The 17,013-nt window shown below is 59.6% G+C and carries 12 protein-coding genes and 1 pseudogene; 6 read left to right on the top strand and 7 right to left on the bottom strand.

Annotated features, from left to right (window positions below; genetic code table 11):
• Positions 1-342: 342 nt before the first annotated feature.
• The 4 genes from HFO71_RS27205 to HFO71_RS27190 all read right to left on the bottom strand — a co-directional run bounded on the left by HFO71_RS27205 (position 343) and on the right by HFO71_RS27190 (position 6,320).
• Complete coding sequence (locus tag HFO71_RS27205; protein ID WP_077980238.1) at positions 343-1,131, bottom strand: DUF481 domain-containing protein; 789 nt, start codon at positions 1,129-1,131, stop codon at positions 343-345.
• Positions 1,132-1,221: 90 nt separating this feature from the next.
• Entirely contained in the window at positions 1,222-3,495 is a 2,274-nt protein-coding gene (locus HFO71_RS27200; RefSeq protein WP_338150490.1) for a tetratricopeptide repeat protein, read from the bottom strand.
• Between the two features lie 73 nt (positions 3,496-3,568).
• Positions 3,569-4,540: an HAD family hydrolase gene (locus HFO71_RS27195; RefSeq protein ID WP_376775493.1), complete on the bottom strand. Its 972-nt coding sequence runs from the start codon at positions 4,538-4,540 to the stop codon at positions 3,569-3,571.
• A 109-nt stretch (positions 4,541-4,649) separates the two neighbouring features.
• A complete protein-coding gene (locus HFO71_RS27190; protein WP_221988644.1) occupies positions 4,650-6,320 on the bottom strand; it encodes an arylsulfatase in 1,671 nt (556 codons plus the stop codon).
• A gap of 299 nt (positions 6,321-6,619) precedes the next feature.
• On the opposite strand from HFO71_RS27190, the gene HFO71_RS27185 reads away from it, so the two are divergent.
• The 3 genes from HFO71_RS27185 to HFO71_RS27175 all read left to right on the top strand — a co-directional run bounded on the left by HFO71_RS27185 (position 6,620) and on the right by HFO71_RS27175 (position 9,617).
• Positions 6,620-8,515 (top strand): sensor histidine kinase, encoded by a 1,896-nt coding sequence (locus HFO71_RS27185; protein ID WP_221988642.1) that lies wholly within the window; start codon positions 6,620-6,622, stop codon positions 8,513-8,515.
• Positions 8,512-9,150 (top strand): response regulator transcription factor, encoded by a 639-nt coding sequence (locus HFO71_RS27180; protein ID WP_221988641.1) that lies wholly within the window; start codon positions 8,512-8,514, stop codon positions 9,148-9,150. The genes HFO71_RS27185 and HFO71_RS27180 overlap by 4 nt, the downstream gene beginning before the upstream one ends.
• A gap of 98 nt (positions 9,151-9,248) precedes the next feature.
• Positions 9,249-9,617 carry a response regulator transcription factor gene (locus HFO71_RS27175; protein WP_131640745.1) on the top strand — a complete coding sequence of 123 codons (369 nt, stop codon included), beginning with the start codon at positions 9,249-9,251 and terminating at the stop codon, positions 9,615-9,617.
• Positions 9,618-10,192: 575 nt separating this feature from the next.
• On the opposite strand, the gene HFO71_RS27170 is transcribed toward HFO71_RS27175, so the two are convergent.
• Positions 10,193-11,554, bottom strand: a complete 1,362-nt coding sequence (locus HFO71_RS27170) for a Fic family protein (protein ID WP_221988639.1) — start codon at positions 11,552-11,554, stop codon at positions 10,193-10,195.
• A gap of 577 nt (positions 11,555-12,131) precedes the next feature.
• On the opposite strand from HFO71_RS27170, the gene HFO71_RS27165 reads away from it, so the two are divergent.
• The 3 genes and pseudogenes from HFO71_RS27165 to HFO71_RS27155 all read left to right on the top strand — a co-directional run bounded on the left by HFO71_RS27165 (position 12,132) and on the right by HFO71_RS27155 (position 14,049).
• The gene (locus tag HFO71_RS27165; RefSeq protein WP_131661946.1) at positions 12,132-12,869 is read left to right on the top strand and encodes a phosphatase PAP2 family protein; all 738 of its coding nucleotides are present in this window, start codon (positions 12,132-12,134) and stop codon (positions 12,867-12,869) included.
• Between the two features lie 207 nt (positions 12,870-13,076).
• Positions 13,077-13,828, top strand: a pseudogene (locus HFO71_RS27160) (COG4280 domain-containing protein).
• Entirely contained in the window at positions 13,825-14,049 is a 225-nt protein-coding gene (locus tag HFO71_RS27155) for a hypothetical protein (protein WP_065283859.1), read from the top strand. The pseudogene HFO71_RS27160 and the gene HFO71_RS27155 overlap by 4 nt, the downstream one beginning before the upstream one ends.
• 147 nt (positions 14,050-14,196) lie before the next feature.
• On the opposite strand, the gene HFO71_RS27150 is transcribed toward HFO71_RS27155, so the two are convergent.
• Together HFO71_RS27150 and HFO71_RS36590 are read right to left on the bottom strand one after the other, a co-directional pair.
• A complete protein-coding gene (locus HFO71_RS27150) occupies positions 14,197-16,758 on the bottom strand; it encodes a GcvT family protein (protein WP_168337042.1) in 2,562 nt (853 codons plus the stop codon).
• 100 nt (positions 16,759-16,858) lie between these two features.
• Complete coding sequence (locus tag HFO71_RS36590) at positions 16,859-16,990, bottom strand: hypothetical protein (protein ID WP_338150491.1); 132 nt, start codon at positions 16,988-16,990, stop codon at positions 16,859-16,861.
• Between the last annotated feature and the right edge of the window lie 23 nt (positions 16,991-17,013).

The following is a 17,013-nucleotide window of genomic DNA, read 5'->3' as shown; positions in this document are numbered from 1 at the left end:
TGCCGCTCAACGAGATCGAGAAGCACCTGCCCGCCCGCGTCGAGCGCCGAGGCAACTGCCCAGCTAGCGGCCTGCGATGGCGGGCCAGAGAGACCGCAGCGGGGCAGGCAGACCGTCGATCAGCTTGGCGGTCAGTCCGGGATCGAGTTCCTTCCACAACAGATCGAAAACGGCGTGGGTGGGTCTTCGGATTCGTTACCACCTTCTTAGAAGATTGATCATGAGCGACCGTTTTAAAGCGGCTCTCTGTTTTTTTGGTGGCGTCGCCGTTCCAGCTTCTGCACCACACCTACTTTCCCAAGGCGGGCATACCAGCACTGAAAGTACGAAGCTCGCCGTCGGCTAGAACCGGACGGCAACCCCGATAATCGGCCCCTGCTGGACGACGTCGAAGACGAACCCGTCATTATCGTAATTGACGCCAAGTGCACGATACCCGGCGACCGCCGAGATAGTATCGTTGAACTTGTAGCCGAGGCCCAATGCCACGTCCCAGTCGATATCGGCGCCGCCAGCACCCACTAGGCCCCATCCGGTGACATAGATTTGCGGCGTGAAGAAGTAGTTTCCTCGGACGCCGGCGACGGCATCGACCCATGTGGCGCTGTCTTCGACATCCACTCCGGCAAGAATGCCGCCATTGAAGGAGATCTCGGTTTTGGCCGACCAGACCTTCATGCCACCGACCACGTCGAGGTGGCCATTTTGGTCTTCGAGCACGGCGTAACCGACGCCAAGAAATCCCGCGAAGGTCTTCGATGTCACATCGACGCTCTCGGCGAGGATGCCGGCAGGTGTGTCGGCGTCGGCACCGAGCTTGGTGTAGATCACGTCACCGACGATGCTGAAGCGATCGTATCTTGCTTCGCCTGCCGCCATGAAAGCGAAGTCGAGATTATTGAGGATATCGCCGAAATCCGCGTCGATATGAACTTCCGGAAGCCCAAACTGGCCAATATCGCCGGATATGCCGGCAGCCCAGAAATATGGCGCGAAGGTGAATTCCCAGCCGCTCTGGCTCTCGACAGTTTTTGCTTCCGGCGTAAGTGGCGTGACATCAGCGGCATTACCGGCCGACGCGGCGCAGACGCCTGCCAGTAACAGAATGGCATGCAAGTGTATGGCTTTCATGAGAATCCCCCGATCTCGTTTGTCGCCTCGGCACTGTTGTCCCGAGTCGGCACTTTGCAGCGAGAAGTAGATTTGGACAAGCTTAAATACCTATTTTCCGTTGATCGCCTGCTTCAGCTGTCCGATGAGGCCTGAAATCTCCCGGTCCCCAGGTCTCAGTCGCGCCAGGTCTTCCGCGTGTTTCAGCGCCTGCGGCAGCCGTCGAAGCTTGAGACTGTATTGGAGCGCCAGACCGATGATGTCGGGGTCTGCGCCCGTTGCCCAACCATCGAGCCTGTCCAGTGCCTCTTCCGTCCGGCCAGCCGAATCGAGAGCGACGGCGAAGGTCGTCTTGTAGCGGGAGTTTTGCGGATCGAGCCGCACCGCTTCTGCGAGTTCCGTTATCGCCTCGGCCAATACCTGCTTGCGAACCAGGGATAGCGCATGTCCGTAACGCAGATCCGCGCGTTCGGGCGCCATGCCAATCGCTTCGGCATAGGTCTGCTCCGACCTGTCGTTCTGACCGGTGGCGCGGTAGAATTCGGCGAGATTGATGCGCATTGCCTCGAGTGTCGGGTCGAGAGAAATCGCTCGCCGGAATGCCGCTTCGGCCTCGGCCGTACGCTGTCGGGCGAACAGGAAGAAGCCATAACTGCTTTGAGTTTCCGCGACATCGGCATTCGTTTCGACATAGGCGCGCAGGTCCCCGACAGCGGCTTCCAGATTGACTTGCCGATCGCCGAAGAGTTCGGGAGGAGTGCTGGCGAGCACATTGGCGGCAGCAACGCGAACCGCACGCGTTGCATCGCCCACCAGATTGCCGATTGCCTCCAGCCTCTGTTCCGGCGCAAGGTTGCCTGCTGCTTCCGCTGCACCGAGCCTGACGAGCGGATCGGCATCGGCTGCGGCCATTCGGATGTCGGCGGTGACGTCCACTCCGGCGATCCCGCTCATTGCGGCGATGGCGCTGCCCCTGACAATTCCTGCTTGGGTTTGGTCACCGACAAGGTCGCGCAGAGCCTCCACCGCGGCTCCATCGCCGTTTGCAGCTCCGGTGAAGGCATGGGCGATCGACGCGCGTTTGCGCCATTGCGTCCCGTACCAATTGTCCATCTTTTCGGCTGCCCAATCATTCGTTCTGTCGACATGGCAGGTCGTGCACGCATTCGGCGTTCCGAGGGTTGCCGACAGGTCTGGCCGGGGGATGACGAAGGAGTGGTCGCGGCGGGGATCGACCTTCATGTAAGTGCGCTCCGGCATGTGGCAGTTGACGCATTGCGCTCCGGTCGAACCGGCCTGATGGCGGGTATGCGCGGGGGTGTCGAACAGGCCGCTCGGGTCCTGGCCGGTAAAGCGCTCCGGCCTGGTTTCCGCGTGGCATTGCGTGCACAGCGCATTGCCCTCAGCCTTAAGGCCGGCATCGTGCGGCCGATGACAGTCGAGACAGGTCACGCCCGCCCTTGCCATCTTGCTTTGCTGAAACGAGCCATATTCGAAGACCTCGTCGAGTATCTGTCCGTCCGGGAAGTAAAGATCCGGTCGCAGCAGGGCGGGGGAGAAATAGTCGAGAAAGGGCTTTCCCGGCTGATAGCCGTCCAGCAGCCGGGTGCGTCTGGCGTGGCAGGCGAAACAAATGCCCGCATCGACTTTCGGCAGGCTTGTATCCGGCATGGAGGACGAAGCATTGCCCGAATGCGCCGAAGCCACGTGTTTCGCGCCGGGGCCATGACAGGACTGACAGCCGATGCTGGTGGCGACGTAGGTCGACTTGTATTCATTGGTCTGCGGTTGAAACTTCGCCTGGGGGTCGGTCGAATGACAATCGATGCAGGTGCGGTTCCAGCGATAGAAGGGACCTGTCCAATGATAGGTCGAGCCCGGTTTGGCCGGGGTGCCGTCGCCGAGCCAAAACCACTGTCGTCTGGCCGTATCCCAGGCGATGTCGAGCGCCTGCAGCCGCCCGCCTCCGATCTCGACGAGATATTGCTGCAGCGGTTCGTAGGCGAAGGTATATTTGACTTCGAACTCGCCCTCGCCTCCGTCCGCATCCTCGGTGTTCACGAAGAAGCGGCCATCGCGGCGGGTGAAGGTCGTGACGACGCCGTCATGTTCAAACCTGCTATTGTCGAAATCGCCGCGGACCGTTTCGTCGTCGGCGAGCGCCATGGCCTTGGCATGGTGGGACTTCGAAAAAGCCGCCGCCTGATCGGCGTGGCAGGATGCGCACGTCTTTTCGTCCACGAAACCCTCATGGATCGATATTCGCGGGTCGGCAGCGGGCCTCGAGAGGGCGTCACTCGCAAGGCTGTGCTTGGCAAAGGAAAGCACCAGGAAAAGCAGGAGGGGCACTCCTCTCACTGCTGCTGATCGGACAGACGCTGCCACTCAATCGCTCCCCGTCGACGCTCCAGAAGGTCACGGCGCCATCATGCAAGGCTCCGGCGCTCGGCGCATTCCCCTAGTCCTTGAACACCTGCTTCCAGTCGGCCTTCATGTCGACGACGGTCCAGCCGGCGATGGAGGCGGCATCGAGCGCCTTGTCGAGGCGGCCGAATTCGGTTTCGCGGTCGTAGGCGTATTCGCGCTCGGCATCGGTATGATGGATCAGCACGCCGAGCCTGGCAGGCCCGCCGGCCATGGTCGTCCATTGCAGCATTTGGAGATCTCCGTCGGAATTGCCGAAGGCTGCAATCGGCCGCCTGCCGATCTGCTGGTTGATCCCGACGGGCTTGCCGGCCTTGTCGTCGATGAAATTGATTTCGGGGAGCCGAAAGAGGGTCGGTGTGTCGTCCTGCATCCTGAACTCGGTCTTGATCGACGAACCAATCACCTGCTCGGGCGGGACGCCATAGACTTTTTCAGCCCACGGTCGCATGAACTCTATGCCTCCGCCTGAAACGATGAAGGTCTTGAATCCGTTGGCGCGGAGATAGGCGAGAAGCTCGATCATCGGCTGGTAGACAAGCTCCGTGTATGGCCGCTTGAATTTCGGGTCGCGTGCTGAAGCAAGCCAATCGGTCACGACCTTCTGGAAATCGCCGCTGGTCATCCCCGCATGCGTGGTCATGATGAGTTCCATCAGGCCCTTTTCGCCGGATGCGGCGAGCGTCTTCATGTCGCCTTCGAGCACCGCCTTGAACGGCTGGGTTTCCTTCCATTCCGGATGCTGCGGAGCGAGTGCCTTAACGCGGTCCAGGGCGAAGGCGAGCTGGGTGTACATCGGATGTTCCACCCACAAGGTGCCGTCATTATCGAACACCGCGATCCGTTCGTTTTCCGGGACGAAGTCGGGCGATCCCTGACCGGTAACCTTTTCGACGAAAGAGACGATGGCAGCTTTCGAGGCTGTATCGTTCCAGGAGGGCAAAGGATCGCTTTGAGCGAATGGGGAAGTGGCATGAAGCAGTGCGGCACCGAGCGCAATGATCATGAGGCAGATCAATCGCGGCGCCAAGCGGACAAGAGACATTGGTCATTCTCCAGGGTTGGCAACAGGGAAAACAAGAACGGGCGGCGGCCTCGAGAGCCGCCGCTCTTTGTCAATTCCCGGTCGGGAGGGTGAGCGTCACGCCATCCTTGGCGAGTTGATCCCGCACCCATTGAAAGCGTTCATAGTTCGAGAGAGTGATCGGACCCGTGTAGCCGACGCTCTGCATCTTTCGGGGAGGATACTTCATGTAGGTCGCCATGATCTTCTGGAGCTCTTCGCCCATGACAACGCCCATCCAGGTTCGTTCCGCAAAGTTGTTCATGAAGATGTCATAGCGCTCTTGCGGATCCTGCCAGAGGTCGAACACCTGGGGAACCGTCGCGACATACTTGTCCGGCCCCTTCCAACCGAGGTTTGAATCAACCGCCAGTCCGCCGGTCGACGCTCCGTCGTCGCCACGGATATTGAACGCAAACTTGTAGTTATTGACCCGAATAGCACCTGGCGACAGCTCATTTTCAGTGAAGTAGAACCAGGATTTCCGTTCCGATTTCCCCGTGCCAAGGAGGATAGGCGACATATCATAGCTATCGAAAATGATTGGCTTGTTTTCGCGGTCCTCTGTCGGAAGAGGGACCGCGCCGACTGCGGCAAAAGTCGCCATTAGATCGAGCCCGCCGACGATGTCATGGTTCGACGTGCGAGGCTTGATCTTTCCCGGCCAGACCGCGATCGCAGGGACGCGATTGCCGCCCTCGCGCAACGTGCCCTTGGTGCCTCGCAAGGGGGTGTACCCGGCGTCCGGATAGACATCCTGCCAAGCGCCATTATCGGTGGTGTAGAACACGAGTGTATTCCGGTCCATTCCCGTTTCACGCAGCTTGTCCATGATCCGGCCAATACGGGTGTCCAGCTCCACGATCGAGTCGGCATACTTGCTCTTGGACAGCGACTTGTGCTCGAATTCGGGCGCCGGCATGTTTGGCTGGTGCACCTTCATGAAATTTACATTGATGTAGAATGGCTCGTCGGGCTTCTTGGCGGCGGCGTCGAGGAATTCCAGCGCTGCTTTTTCGACATAGCTGTCGAAGTAGGGGATGCCGACGACGCCCTCCTTGCCGTCGATAACCGGCGTATCGACATATTGACCGTTGACTTTGAAGTCTTCGGTGACAGGTCCACCGGCCTTGCCGGAAAGCGCCCCCTTCGTCACCCTTTGGAACATTTCACGCAGCTTCGGGTCCATGTCCGGAAACCACGTTGGGTCCGCGTAGGTGTAGGCATTCAGATGATAGAGGCCGGTGTACCGCATCTCGTCATAGCCTTGCGCAATCGGCAGAGCATAGTCCGCTTCGCCGAGATGCCATTTGCCGGTGAAGTAGGTGTGATAGCCACCGCGTTTCAGCACGGATGCAAGCGTCCATTCGGCCGCGGGCAATCCGCCGCCCTGGCCTTGAAAGGCGACCGTCGTCATGCCGCTGCGGTTGGGAATGCGTCCCGTTTGCATGGCGGCGCGACCGGGCGTGCAGCTCGGCTGGGCGTAGAAGGAAAAGAAGGTCATGCCTTCGTCGGCCAGCTTGTCGATGTTCGGGGTCGGCATCCCGCGCCCTTCACCCCCGCCATAGGGGCCGAGATCGCCGTAGCCGGTATCATCCGAAACGATGAACAGGATGTTGGGTTTTCGCTGAGAGTCCTGCGCTTGCACGGGCAAGGCTGCCAACCACAGAATGGTGGATGAAGCCAAGGCTCCGATGCAGCGGATAAGGATTCTGCCGTCCATGTCAAATCCCTCCGTTGGAGTTTGGTCGATGACGGTGTCGCTCGCGGCAAAGGTCTGCGATCGCATGCGTGCTCGACCGGACTGCTTTGAAAATGACGTTCCTGCCGTAGCTGTCTCCGGCGGGTTACGAAGCCGACCGCATATCTGCCCCGGCGCGTTGGACCTTAGCGAATACGGCCTTCGCCCGATATTGTACTTTGGGGAATCCCGCTCTCGGGAAGCAATCGAAAGTAGTGCTATGGCAGATGACGTCGCAGCGGGAAGCTGTTATTGTTCGCCCGGCTTTGGGGGGAAAGCTGATGGGCTTGGGCAAATGGTCAGGTCGATTATGCTGCACTGCCTTTTTGTTGGCGGTGGCCGCCCTGGGTGTGTGCACTCGTCAGGCAGCAGCTTCCGACCCCTCGATTGCCGTGATCGACCGGGTTCCCCGCGTCCTCGTTCTCTATCCTTATGACGAGAGGGTCGCGGCGACGACCGCTGCCGGTGAGGCGTTGCGGAGCCGTTTGCTGCAGGCGACCAACGGCAAGATCGATCTGTTTTCCGAATTCCTTGATCTCTCGCGGTTTCCGGAAAACGACCATATCGCGCGCATGGCCCAATATTTGGGCGAGAAATACGCAGCACGCCGCCCTGACGTGGTCGTGGCCGTCGGCCGGGAATCCGCCAGCTTCATCGTCGCGAACCGCGGCACGATAGCTCCCGGCGCAAAAATCGTCGCCGCCGGTTTCGGCACCGCCACTGCCGAGAAAATCGCTTTGCCGGATGACGTGATCGGAGCCTTTTCGACATTCAACATTCTGAAGACGGCCGAGATGGCCCGGAGCCTGCAGCCCGATGCCCGCCACCTCTACATCGTCGGAGGCTCGTCCGACTTCGACCGGAGTTGGCTGACGACGGCCCGCGCGGATTTGAAACAGTTCTCCCAGTCCTTTGATACGACCACCTATCTGGAAGATCTGACGATCGACGAATTCGTCGAACGCGCATCCCGCGTGCCGCCCGACAGCATCATCCTGGCATTGACGGTCTTCAAGGATCGGACAGGGCGCAACTTCATTCCGCGCGACGCGATCAGGCAGATCGCAGCGACCGCCAGCGCGCCTGTCTACGGACCCTACCAGACCTACATCGATCATGGCGTCGTCGGGGGCAATACCGTCACATTCGATGCGCTAGGCCGCACCGTCGGCGACCTGGTCATCGGTGCGATCGCCGGCAAGACGGTGTCCGATCTCGAAGCGCCCCAGACCTATGTCGCCGATGCCCGACAACTTCAGCGCTGGGGGCTTGCCGAAAAGGATCTGCCGCCGGGCACGATCCAGATGCACAAGGAGAGGAGTCTCTGGGAGGAACACTGGGTCATATTGACGGCGGTGAGCGGTCTCCTGCTGGCGCAAGCTGGCATCATCTCGGTGCTGCTGCTCGAGCGGAGGCGGCGCCGCGACGCCGAGCGCAGCGCGCAACTTCATTTGCTGGAAGCCGTTCATCTCAATCAGTCCGCGACAGCCGGTGCGTTATCCTCGTCCATCGCTCACGAACTGAATCAGCCTCTTTCGGCAATCAGAAACAATGCCGAGGCAGCCTCGATGCTGCTGCGAAGCGAGAACCCGGATCACGAACTGATCCAGCAGATTCTCCTCGACATCCAGGAAGACGATCAGCGCGCAGGCGATATCATCAGCCGGATGAGAGGATTGCTCAAGAAAAGAGACGAGATCGATTGGCAGGAGTTCGATCTGAACGATGTGACATCGAGCGCAATCCGCATCATTCACGGCGAGGCGGAACGGCGCGGAATTAAGCTGACCTCAACCCAGCCGCCGGGCGAGCTGCCGGTACGTGCCGACAAGGTTCACGTGCAGCAGGTTATTCTCAACCTGGCGACCAACGGGATGGATGCCATGCTGAACGCGGTCCCGACCGGGAGAACGCTTAGCTTCGCAACTGGACTGGCGAACGAGAAGGCGGAGCTGCGGGTCTCCGACACCGGAGACGGCATTCCCGAAGAGAGGCTGATCCGCATCTTCGAGCCGTTCTATACAACCAAGCAGGCGGGTACCGGGCTTGGGCTTTCCATAGCCCGCGCCATTCTCGAGACCTATGGCGGGACGATCCGTGCCGACAACCGCCCCGAAGGAGGCGCAGTCTTTCGCGTGGCCCTGCCGCTCGCCCACAGGGAGGAGCGATCGAGATGAAACCGATTGTCCATATCGTCGATGACGACAAATCCTACCGGACGGCGATCGCAAGGCTGCTTTCCGCACACGGCCTCAAGGTAGAAGCCCATGAATCCGGAGACCAGTTTCTCGCCGGCCTTTCCGCTTGCGAACCGGGCTGCGTTCTTCTCGACCTCCAGATGCCTGGTCAGTCCGGCCTGCAGATTCAACGGCGGCTGCGCGAGCTGGCGCCGCTATTGCCGGTCGTCTTTCTGACCGGAAAAGGAGACATCAAGGCAAGCGTCGAGGCGATGAAGGCGGGCGCCAAGGATTTTCTGGAGAAGAGTTCGAACACAGCGGCATTGATGGAGGCGATCGATCGCGCTCTCATCCAATATGAAAGGCAGCGGGCCGGACACGACCGCCTTCGAGCCCAGCAGGCCCTGGTGGCGGGGCTTAGTCCGCGCGAGGCTGAAGTGTTCCAGTTCCTCATTCGCGGCCGTCTCAACAAGCAGATCGCTTTTGCGCTCGGCATCTCGGAGCGCACGGTGAAGGTACATCGACATCAGGTCATGGAAAAACTTGGCGTGCGCTCGCTGGCAGAGGCGGTGTCGATCGCGGCGAATATCGGCCTCATCGAACAGGATACGACATCGCCGGCGGGTGACAGGTGACTCCTTCCCCTTAGGACAATATCAATCGACCTCCAACTGGCCTACTCTGGCCAGGAACCGTCGATCTCTTATGTGTTCGAAAGAGGAGGGGGCATGAGGTGGAGAAGCTTCGCCGCACGGTCGCTGTCGTCGATGATGACGCAAGCCTGCGGCGCAGCCTCGGGCGGCTGCTCAACGCCTATGGTTTTCTGGCTGAGGAGTATGTGTCCGCCGAGGACTTTCTCGCTCGCGATCGGAAAAAGCCGATAGATTGCCTTGTCCTTGATATCGACCTCGGTGGCATGTCCGGCATTGATCTGCAACGCAGGCTGAAGGCCGAAGGGTCTGTCCTTCCGGTAATCTTCATCACGGCGCTGGAATCCGGCGCCGTGAAGGCGGAGGCGGAAAAGGTGGGATGCGTTGCTTATCTGCAGAAGCAATTTTCCGGAGCCGCGCTGATCGCGGCCATCAACAACGCATTGGCATGATGTCCATGGAGCCCATCCGGGCTCTCAGCCAAAGCGGGAAGGGTATCGTTGGCAAGGTGGGCTGATCCTCGCGAAAGACGCTGAGTTGAAGGAACATTCCCTCGTACGCTCCATGGGAACGGCTCCCCGTCGAAATGCCTTTCCCCATCTCGCGGGTGGTGTCGAGACCATGGACGGCGGCCTCGCCGACCGCAAAAACTCGCTTCAGGAGCGCCGTGGAATGGGGCAGGGCCTTGAGGCGAGGACCGACATTATGAAAAGGGAGTTCGACGGCAGGCATGACCGGAGGTTCAACGCGGCGCACGGCCAGCAATCTTAGCGTTTTGGCTTTCGGTCCATGATGCGTTTATTGTATTTTGCCGCTAGCGCGGGTGCGGCGGCAAAGACGCGCTTTTCAATCTCATCCTTCTGTTCCTGTGACACTGCGCCAGGGCTGAACTCGCAAAGCGCTTCGATGACCTCCGCGCGAGAATGCCCGTACTCTCCAATGCTCTGAGAAATCACGCGGTCCTCGACAAATTGCCAATCTATCGTCGTAGGTTCGGTCGTTGCGAGTTCTTGGGCCGCTATTTTGCCTAAGGTACTTCTCGCGCCAAGCGATTGCTGCAGGGCAGTGATACCGTGACGCGCTTTTGAAATTCCTCATCTTCATTGGAAGGTGGCTTGAAGGAAGACCGAATGGCAGCCTCTTTCGTGCGCGTCTGAGTGATGAATGACGGAACAGGCGGCTTTGGCGCATCTATCTCCCCATCTGTGAAAAGATTGGGGAATAGCCGCTCGCGGTAATCAAGCGGGAAAGCAATCCGCACGGGTGTTTTCGGTGAGGAGGACTTCAGAAAGCCACCATCGAGCAGGGCCTTCAATGTGTTTCGCGCTGTGCGGTCGGGCGACTTCGTGATGAAGCCGATATCACCGCGATCTATCGAGCCATGTTTCAGGGCTGCCGAGATGATGTCCGGGGCACGCTTATCGTCGATAACATCTTCGATCAATTTGCGATAACGGCTTTCAAGCTTGTCGAAAGAGAAGACAGCATTGGAAAACTGAATCTGATCAAGGGCCGCCGACAAAAACCATTCGCAAAAGTCTTGAAGTGCCTTTGCAGAAAGATTGCCTCGGCCATCTCTATCATTCATCCGCTGCTGGTCGGCATGATCCATCATGCTTTTGTATTCTGTCTTGTCTTTGAGGCCACGGGCCAAGCCACGCGATATGGACCACAGCCCTTTCCCGCCCACACCTGCTTCCTGAGCCATGGCGTGCGACATCAGCCGGCTCACCCGGCCGTTCCCGTCCATGAAGGGGTGGATGAAGTTGAGACGATGATGCGCCGCCGCGATGGCAATGATCTTGTTGGTAGCTCCGGCCTGCGCGGCTGCGTAGCGCTTGGAAAAATGTTCCATGAGCGCTTTGACATACGCGGAGGATGGCGGCTGGTGCCGACCGACGGAGACATCGTCTTCGCTTTTTGATCTGAAGGCGCCGGGAACGATCTCGACCTTAGGTCCATCACGGCCTTCGACGAAGCGGAATTCTTCCGGCATCTCCTCATAAAAGCGACGATGTACCCAAGCGATGAACTCGGAAGATGTTGGTGATGGCAACGCACCATCCCGGCTCAAACGGTCAATTTCACGCTGAACGACAACATGCGCCTTTGCCTCCAAGACCAGAGGGCGCGTAGCCTCCTCAATTTCAACGCCCGCGAGCGCTCGCTCGATGTCCTTAGGACGCGTGTTGTGCCCTTCGATCAGGTTCGAGTAATAGCAGTTCATCACCCTCACGAGGTCAGAGAGCTCGAAGGCGGCGTCGTTGTGCAGGCCGTAGCCCAGCTTCGCAGCTGCCGCCTGAATCTCCACAACCAGATCGGAGATCGAGGATGGGATGCTTTCCTCGAAAAATGCGGGCTCAATTCGGGTCGGGACTTCTTCTGCCATTTTTTGCCGATCTTTTTATCTCGAAAACATGATTATATTTAGGAGGTTAACACGCCTAAATCAAGAAAATTGCCGATGTTGATTGCCGATCTTTGAAGTTTGCAACATGTCGATGGTTTTGCCGATAGTTGAAAACAAATTTGTATCAATAAATCATACGCTTACCTAAGACGTAGCGACAAACCTGCCGATGTTTCTTGCCGATCTTCGCTGCCCACAGTTCGCCATGAATATCAGGCGGATTCCGCATCTGACGGCCAGGGATCTGGCGAGCTTCACCAGTCTCATCGACCAGGATATATAGCATCGCTGGCGGGGTGATCGGAGCCCTTTCCCTTAGGGCGGCGGCAGCAACGCGTTTTTTCCGACCCGCCTGCGGCAGACCTTTGCCAGGACGCGACCGGATCAATCCCTTCCCCCATCTCGCGGGTGGCGCCGATGAACCATGGAGGCGGCTTCGCCGACCTTAAAAACTCGCTTCAGGAACGTTCTTGCATGCAGCTGGGCCTTGAATCCTGAGGTCGCGTTGCCAATCTGGCGAGGACCGGCATCATGTAAAGGGAGCTCGACGGCAGGCATGACTGAGGTTCAACGACAAGGTTTTCTCACAAGGCTTACCGCCTATGAACCGCTGACGCTGATTACGCTGGCGTCGATCGCGGGCGGACTGTTCGTGCTCCAGCGGCTGACGAGTGAAGTCCTGGAAGGCGAGTCCTTTCGCTTCGATGAGGTGATCCTGCTGGCGTTGAGACGTGCGGACGATCTTGCCGTGCCGATCGGCCCCGGATGGCTGACTCATGCCGTCGACGATATCACCGCCCTTGGCGGCATCACCGTTCTCTCGCTCCTGACGGCTCTGATCACCATCTATCTTTTGTTCGACCGGCGCTGGCCGATCGCTATCTTCGTCTTTTCCTCGGTGCTGACCGGCTGGCTGGCCAGCGCGACACTGAAGATCCTTGTCGCCCGGCCGCGTCCCGATATCGTTCCGCATCTGGTCGAAGTGAGCGATCTCAGCTTTCCTAGCGGACATGCCATGGTGTCGGCGGTAACCTATCTGACCCTAGGCGCGCTTGTCGCGCGAACGCAGCGTTATCCGTCGACGCGGATCTTCGTCATGGGCGCCGGCGTCTTCCTTGCCGTCATTGTCGGTTTGAGCCGGGTCTATCTCGGAGTCCATTACCCCACGGACGTCTTCGCCGGATGGTGCGCAGGTGCGCTCTGGGCGCTCGGCTGCTGGCTGATCTCGAAGCGGTTCATTCCGAGCCGCGCGCCTGACGCTGCCGCCGAGGCTGAAAACGGTGACAGAAGATAGCTCTCCCAAGTCTCGTCCATCGCGTTGACGGCGGAGAGATAGGGGATGTCGATCAAGGCGGATGCGCTTCCAGATTTTCGATTTCATCCTTCAATACCTTCATGCACAATCTTTAGCCGCGCACGCCTGTTTCCTTTCTCGCAGCTGTTGCACAGTGCTGCCGGCATCAACAACGCATTGATCTCCGCCGTATAACGGACAAAAACCATGACAACTCTGACAACGATCACCTCGACGGTCGCGGCCGCATTTCTCGGATCCTTCGTCGAGGTTGTTGAAGCCTTCACTATCATCCTCGCCGTCGGCGTCACGCAAAGCTGGCGGCCGGCCTTTATCGGCACCGGTCTTGCGCTCGGCGTTCTGGCCATCCTTGTGCTGGCGCTCGGTCCATTGCTCGGCCTCATTCCGCCGAGCTGATGCAGTTCGTCATCGGAACGCTGCTCGTTCTCTTCGGCCTGCGCTGGTTGCGCAAGGCGATCCTCAGGGCTTCGGGCTTCATCGCGCTGCACGACGAGGACAAGGCCTTTGCCGCCGAGACGGACAGCCTGAGGCGCCAATCCTCAGAGCGCCGCGCCAATCTCCTGGCGGGCATTGCCGCCTTCAAGGCCGTGCTGCTCGAGGGGATCGAGGTGGTGTTCATCGTCATCGCCACCGGCGCCGGACATGGCATGATCGGCTATGCCAGCCTTGGGGCCGCTGCGGCTTGCCTTTTGGTGCTGATCATCGGCATCTTCGTGCACAAACCGCTTTCGGCGGTTCCGGAGAACAGTCTCAAATTTGTCGTCGGGCTGCTGCTTAGCGCCTTCGGCATTTTCTGGGTCGGCGAGGGCATCGGCGCCGACTGGCCGGGCGACGATCTTTCGCTCCTGGCGATCCTTGCCGTGCTTGCCGTCTTTTCCTTCGCCGCGGTCCGGATGCTGCGCCAGTATTTCAACGCCCATGCCGAGGTCGCCGCATGACGAATATTCTTAAAGTCGTGTTCAAGGAATTCTTCGGCATGTTCATCGACGACGGCGCATTGGCGCTGGCGGCGCTGCTGCTGATCGCTGTCGTCGGCGTGCTGGTGAAATTCGCCCATGCCGACGCGCTGCTCGCCGCCGCTCTGCTTCTCCTCGGCTGCCTGCTGATCCTCGCCGAGAGCGTGGTGCGCGCGGCGCGGAAGAAGTTTCAGGGGAAATAGCCTCGAGCATGATGCCGACAACATCATGCTCTATTTCTTTGATTTAGAGCAGCTATTGGGCCCCTGGAACAGGTGTCACCAGCGAGCTCATCGAGCCGCCGTTCAGCGTGGCGCCCCGTGTTTGCGGCGCCACATGCACGTGAGTGCTCAGCTGCGCGGCTTCAGATTTTCTGGGTCATAGATCGGCTTGTACCCGACGCCGACAACCTCGACCGGAAAAGTTTCGGCGAAATATTCGACATTCAGCCTGCGTCCGACCTGGCAATGCGACCAAGGCAGATAGGCCAAGGCGATGTTCTTTCCGACCGTTGGGCCGTAGGCGACCGAGGTCGTGTAGGACCGACGGCCAAGCTCGTCGACCAGAACCTCTCCCGTGGCGGGATCGACAACCGGCATATTGCCGACGGGATAACGCTTCACGCCTGATTTGTCGGTATTCTCGGTCATCACAAGCGTGCAGAGCATGGCCGGCTGGTGTTCGCGCGCCTTGTATTCCAGATGTTTTGCCTTGCCGCGGAAATCGGCTTCCTTGACCTTCGGACGGGCGAGATCGGCTTCGATCAGGTTGTACTGGGTCAGCAGGTCGGCGTTCTGCAGGCGTAGGCTCTTTTCCATGCGGCGCGAGTTTGCATAGGTTTCGACGCCGAAGGCCATCACGCCGGTCGACCGCAGCGCATCCCAGACGGCGAGGCCGTCTTCGTACTTCATGTGCAATTCCCAGCCCTGCTCGCCGACATAGGAGATGCGGAAAGCGGTGACAGGCTTACCGGCGATTTCGATCGGCTTGATCGCCGCAAAGGCGAAATTTTCCTGATCGAGCCCGGCCGGATCGGCCACGGCCTTCTTCAGCGTGTCGCGCGCGTTCGGACCCCAGATGCCGATCGTCACGAATTTTTCCGAGACGTCGGTGATGATCACGTCGAGGCCGCGGTCTTCGGCGACGCGTTTCATGTAGTGCAGGTCGCGCGGGCCGGCATCGGCGCCGTTGACGAGACGGCATCGATCGGCCATGCGGAAGACTGTGAAGTCAGCGCGCACCATGCCTTCGTCGTCGAGGAAGTGGGTGTAAATGCCCTTGCCGATGTTTGCATCGCCACCGATCTTGGCGGCGCACAGCCATTCCATCAGTTCGACATGGTCGGGTCCCTCGATATCGACCATGTGGAAGTGGCTGAGATTGACGATGCCGCAATCCTCGCTCATCGCCAGATGCTCGGCATTCGATACGCGCCAGAAATGGCGGCTGTCCCATTCATTCTCGCGGACCGGGACGCGGTCGGCGTATTTCTCCAGAAGGTGTTCGTTGGCGGCGTAGCCATGCGCACGCTCCCAGCCGCCAAGTTCCATGAAGTAGCCGCCGAGTTCCTTTTCGCGTTCGTAGAAGGGCGAGCGCTTGGCGTTGCGGCCGGATGCATAGGGTTCGCGGGTGTGAACAGCCGGGAAATAGATCTTCTGGGCGGCTTCGTAGCAGCGGCCCTCGATGAACTCTTCCGTCAACTGATGCGGATAGAAGCGGGCGTAGTCGATGCTGTTGTGATCGATTTCTGTACGGCCATCGGTCATCCAGTCGGCGATCAGCTTGCCATAGCCCGGGCCGTCCTTGACCCAGATGGCAACGCAATACCAAAGACCGCGCACCTTCTGGCTCTCGCCGCAGGATGCGCCGCCGCCGGCGGAAACCTGCAGCAGGCCGTTGAAGGAGTGACCTTCGTTATAGCCGAGTTCGCCGAGGATCGGCGTCAGTTCCATGGCCCGCTCGAGCGGCTCGATGATCTGTTCCATCTCGAGATCACGCTGCGAGGGCGAAAGGCGCGCTTCGTGTTTTTCGAGAATGTCGCGCGGATGGCACATGCGCGGATTGGTGGCTTCGTAGTAGCCCCACTCGATCTGGCCGCCCTCCGTCGTCGCCGGGTCGCCGGTATCGCGCATATAGGCGGAGTTGCCCTGGTCGCGCAGCAGCGGGAAGCCGATTTCCTTGCCCGTGCCTTCGAATTCATTATACGGACCGAAGAAGGTGAGCGGGTGGTCGACCGGCATGACCGGCAGGTCTTCGCCGACCATCTCCGCGATCAGGCGCCCCCAGAGGCCGGCACAGACGATGACGTGGTCGGCCATAATAGTGCCGCGATGGGTGACGACGCCCTTGATGCGGCCACCTTCGACGATCAGCGACTTCGCCGGCGTGTTGCCGAACACCTTAAGCTTGCCGGCCTTTTCGGCGGCATCGACCAGCTTGCCGGCAACGGTCTGCGAGCGCGGAATGACGAGGCCGGCATCGGGATCGTAAAGGCCGCCCATCACCTGATCTTCCTCGATCAGCGGGAACTTCTCCTTGATCTCGGAAGGGCTGACATAATGAGCGCGCGTGCCGAAAGCGCGTGCCGAGGATAGCTTGCGCTTTATTTCCTCCATCCAGGCATCGTCGCCGGTGCGCGCCACTTCGAGGCCGCCGATGCGGGCGTAATGGCCCATCTTCTCGTAGAAATCGATCGAATATTGCGTTGTCCAGACCGACAGATAGTCGTGGCTCGTGGTGTAACAGAAGTCCGAGGCATGGGCTGTCGAGCCGATATCCGTCGGTATGCCCGACTTGTCGATGCCGACGATATCGTCCCATCCCCGCTCCACGAGATGATGCGCGATGGAGGCGCCGACGATACCGCCGAGCCCGATGATGACGACCTTTGCCTTTTCCGGAAATGCTGCCACGTGCTGTTCCTTCTATTTATCGCACGAATTAAAATGCCCTAACCGCGCTTGACGTACGCTTCGCGCGTGAGATGCAGGAGCCATGTCAGCGGTAGGGGTGTCACATTTGCCGAAGCAGCGGAACCCCCCGACGGCTCCGCATGGAAGCTGCGATGAGGCTATTATGCATAAGGCCCGTGATCGTCATTGGTCCTACGCCGCCGAGTAACGGCGTAATTGCGCCAGTCCGGATCGAGGCAGCGCGGCAACCGCAAA

It is taken from the genome of Rhizobium laguerreae, assembly GCF_019778565.1.
GTDB lineage: Bacteria > Pseudomonadota > Alphaproteobacteria > Rhizobiales > Rhizobiaceae > Rhizobium > Rhizobium laguerreae.
Note: the sequence above shows the minus strand (reverse complement) of the source record. Positions and strands in the feature narration are given on the sequence as shown.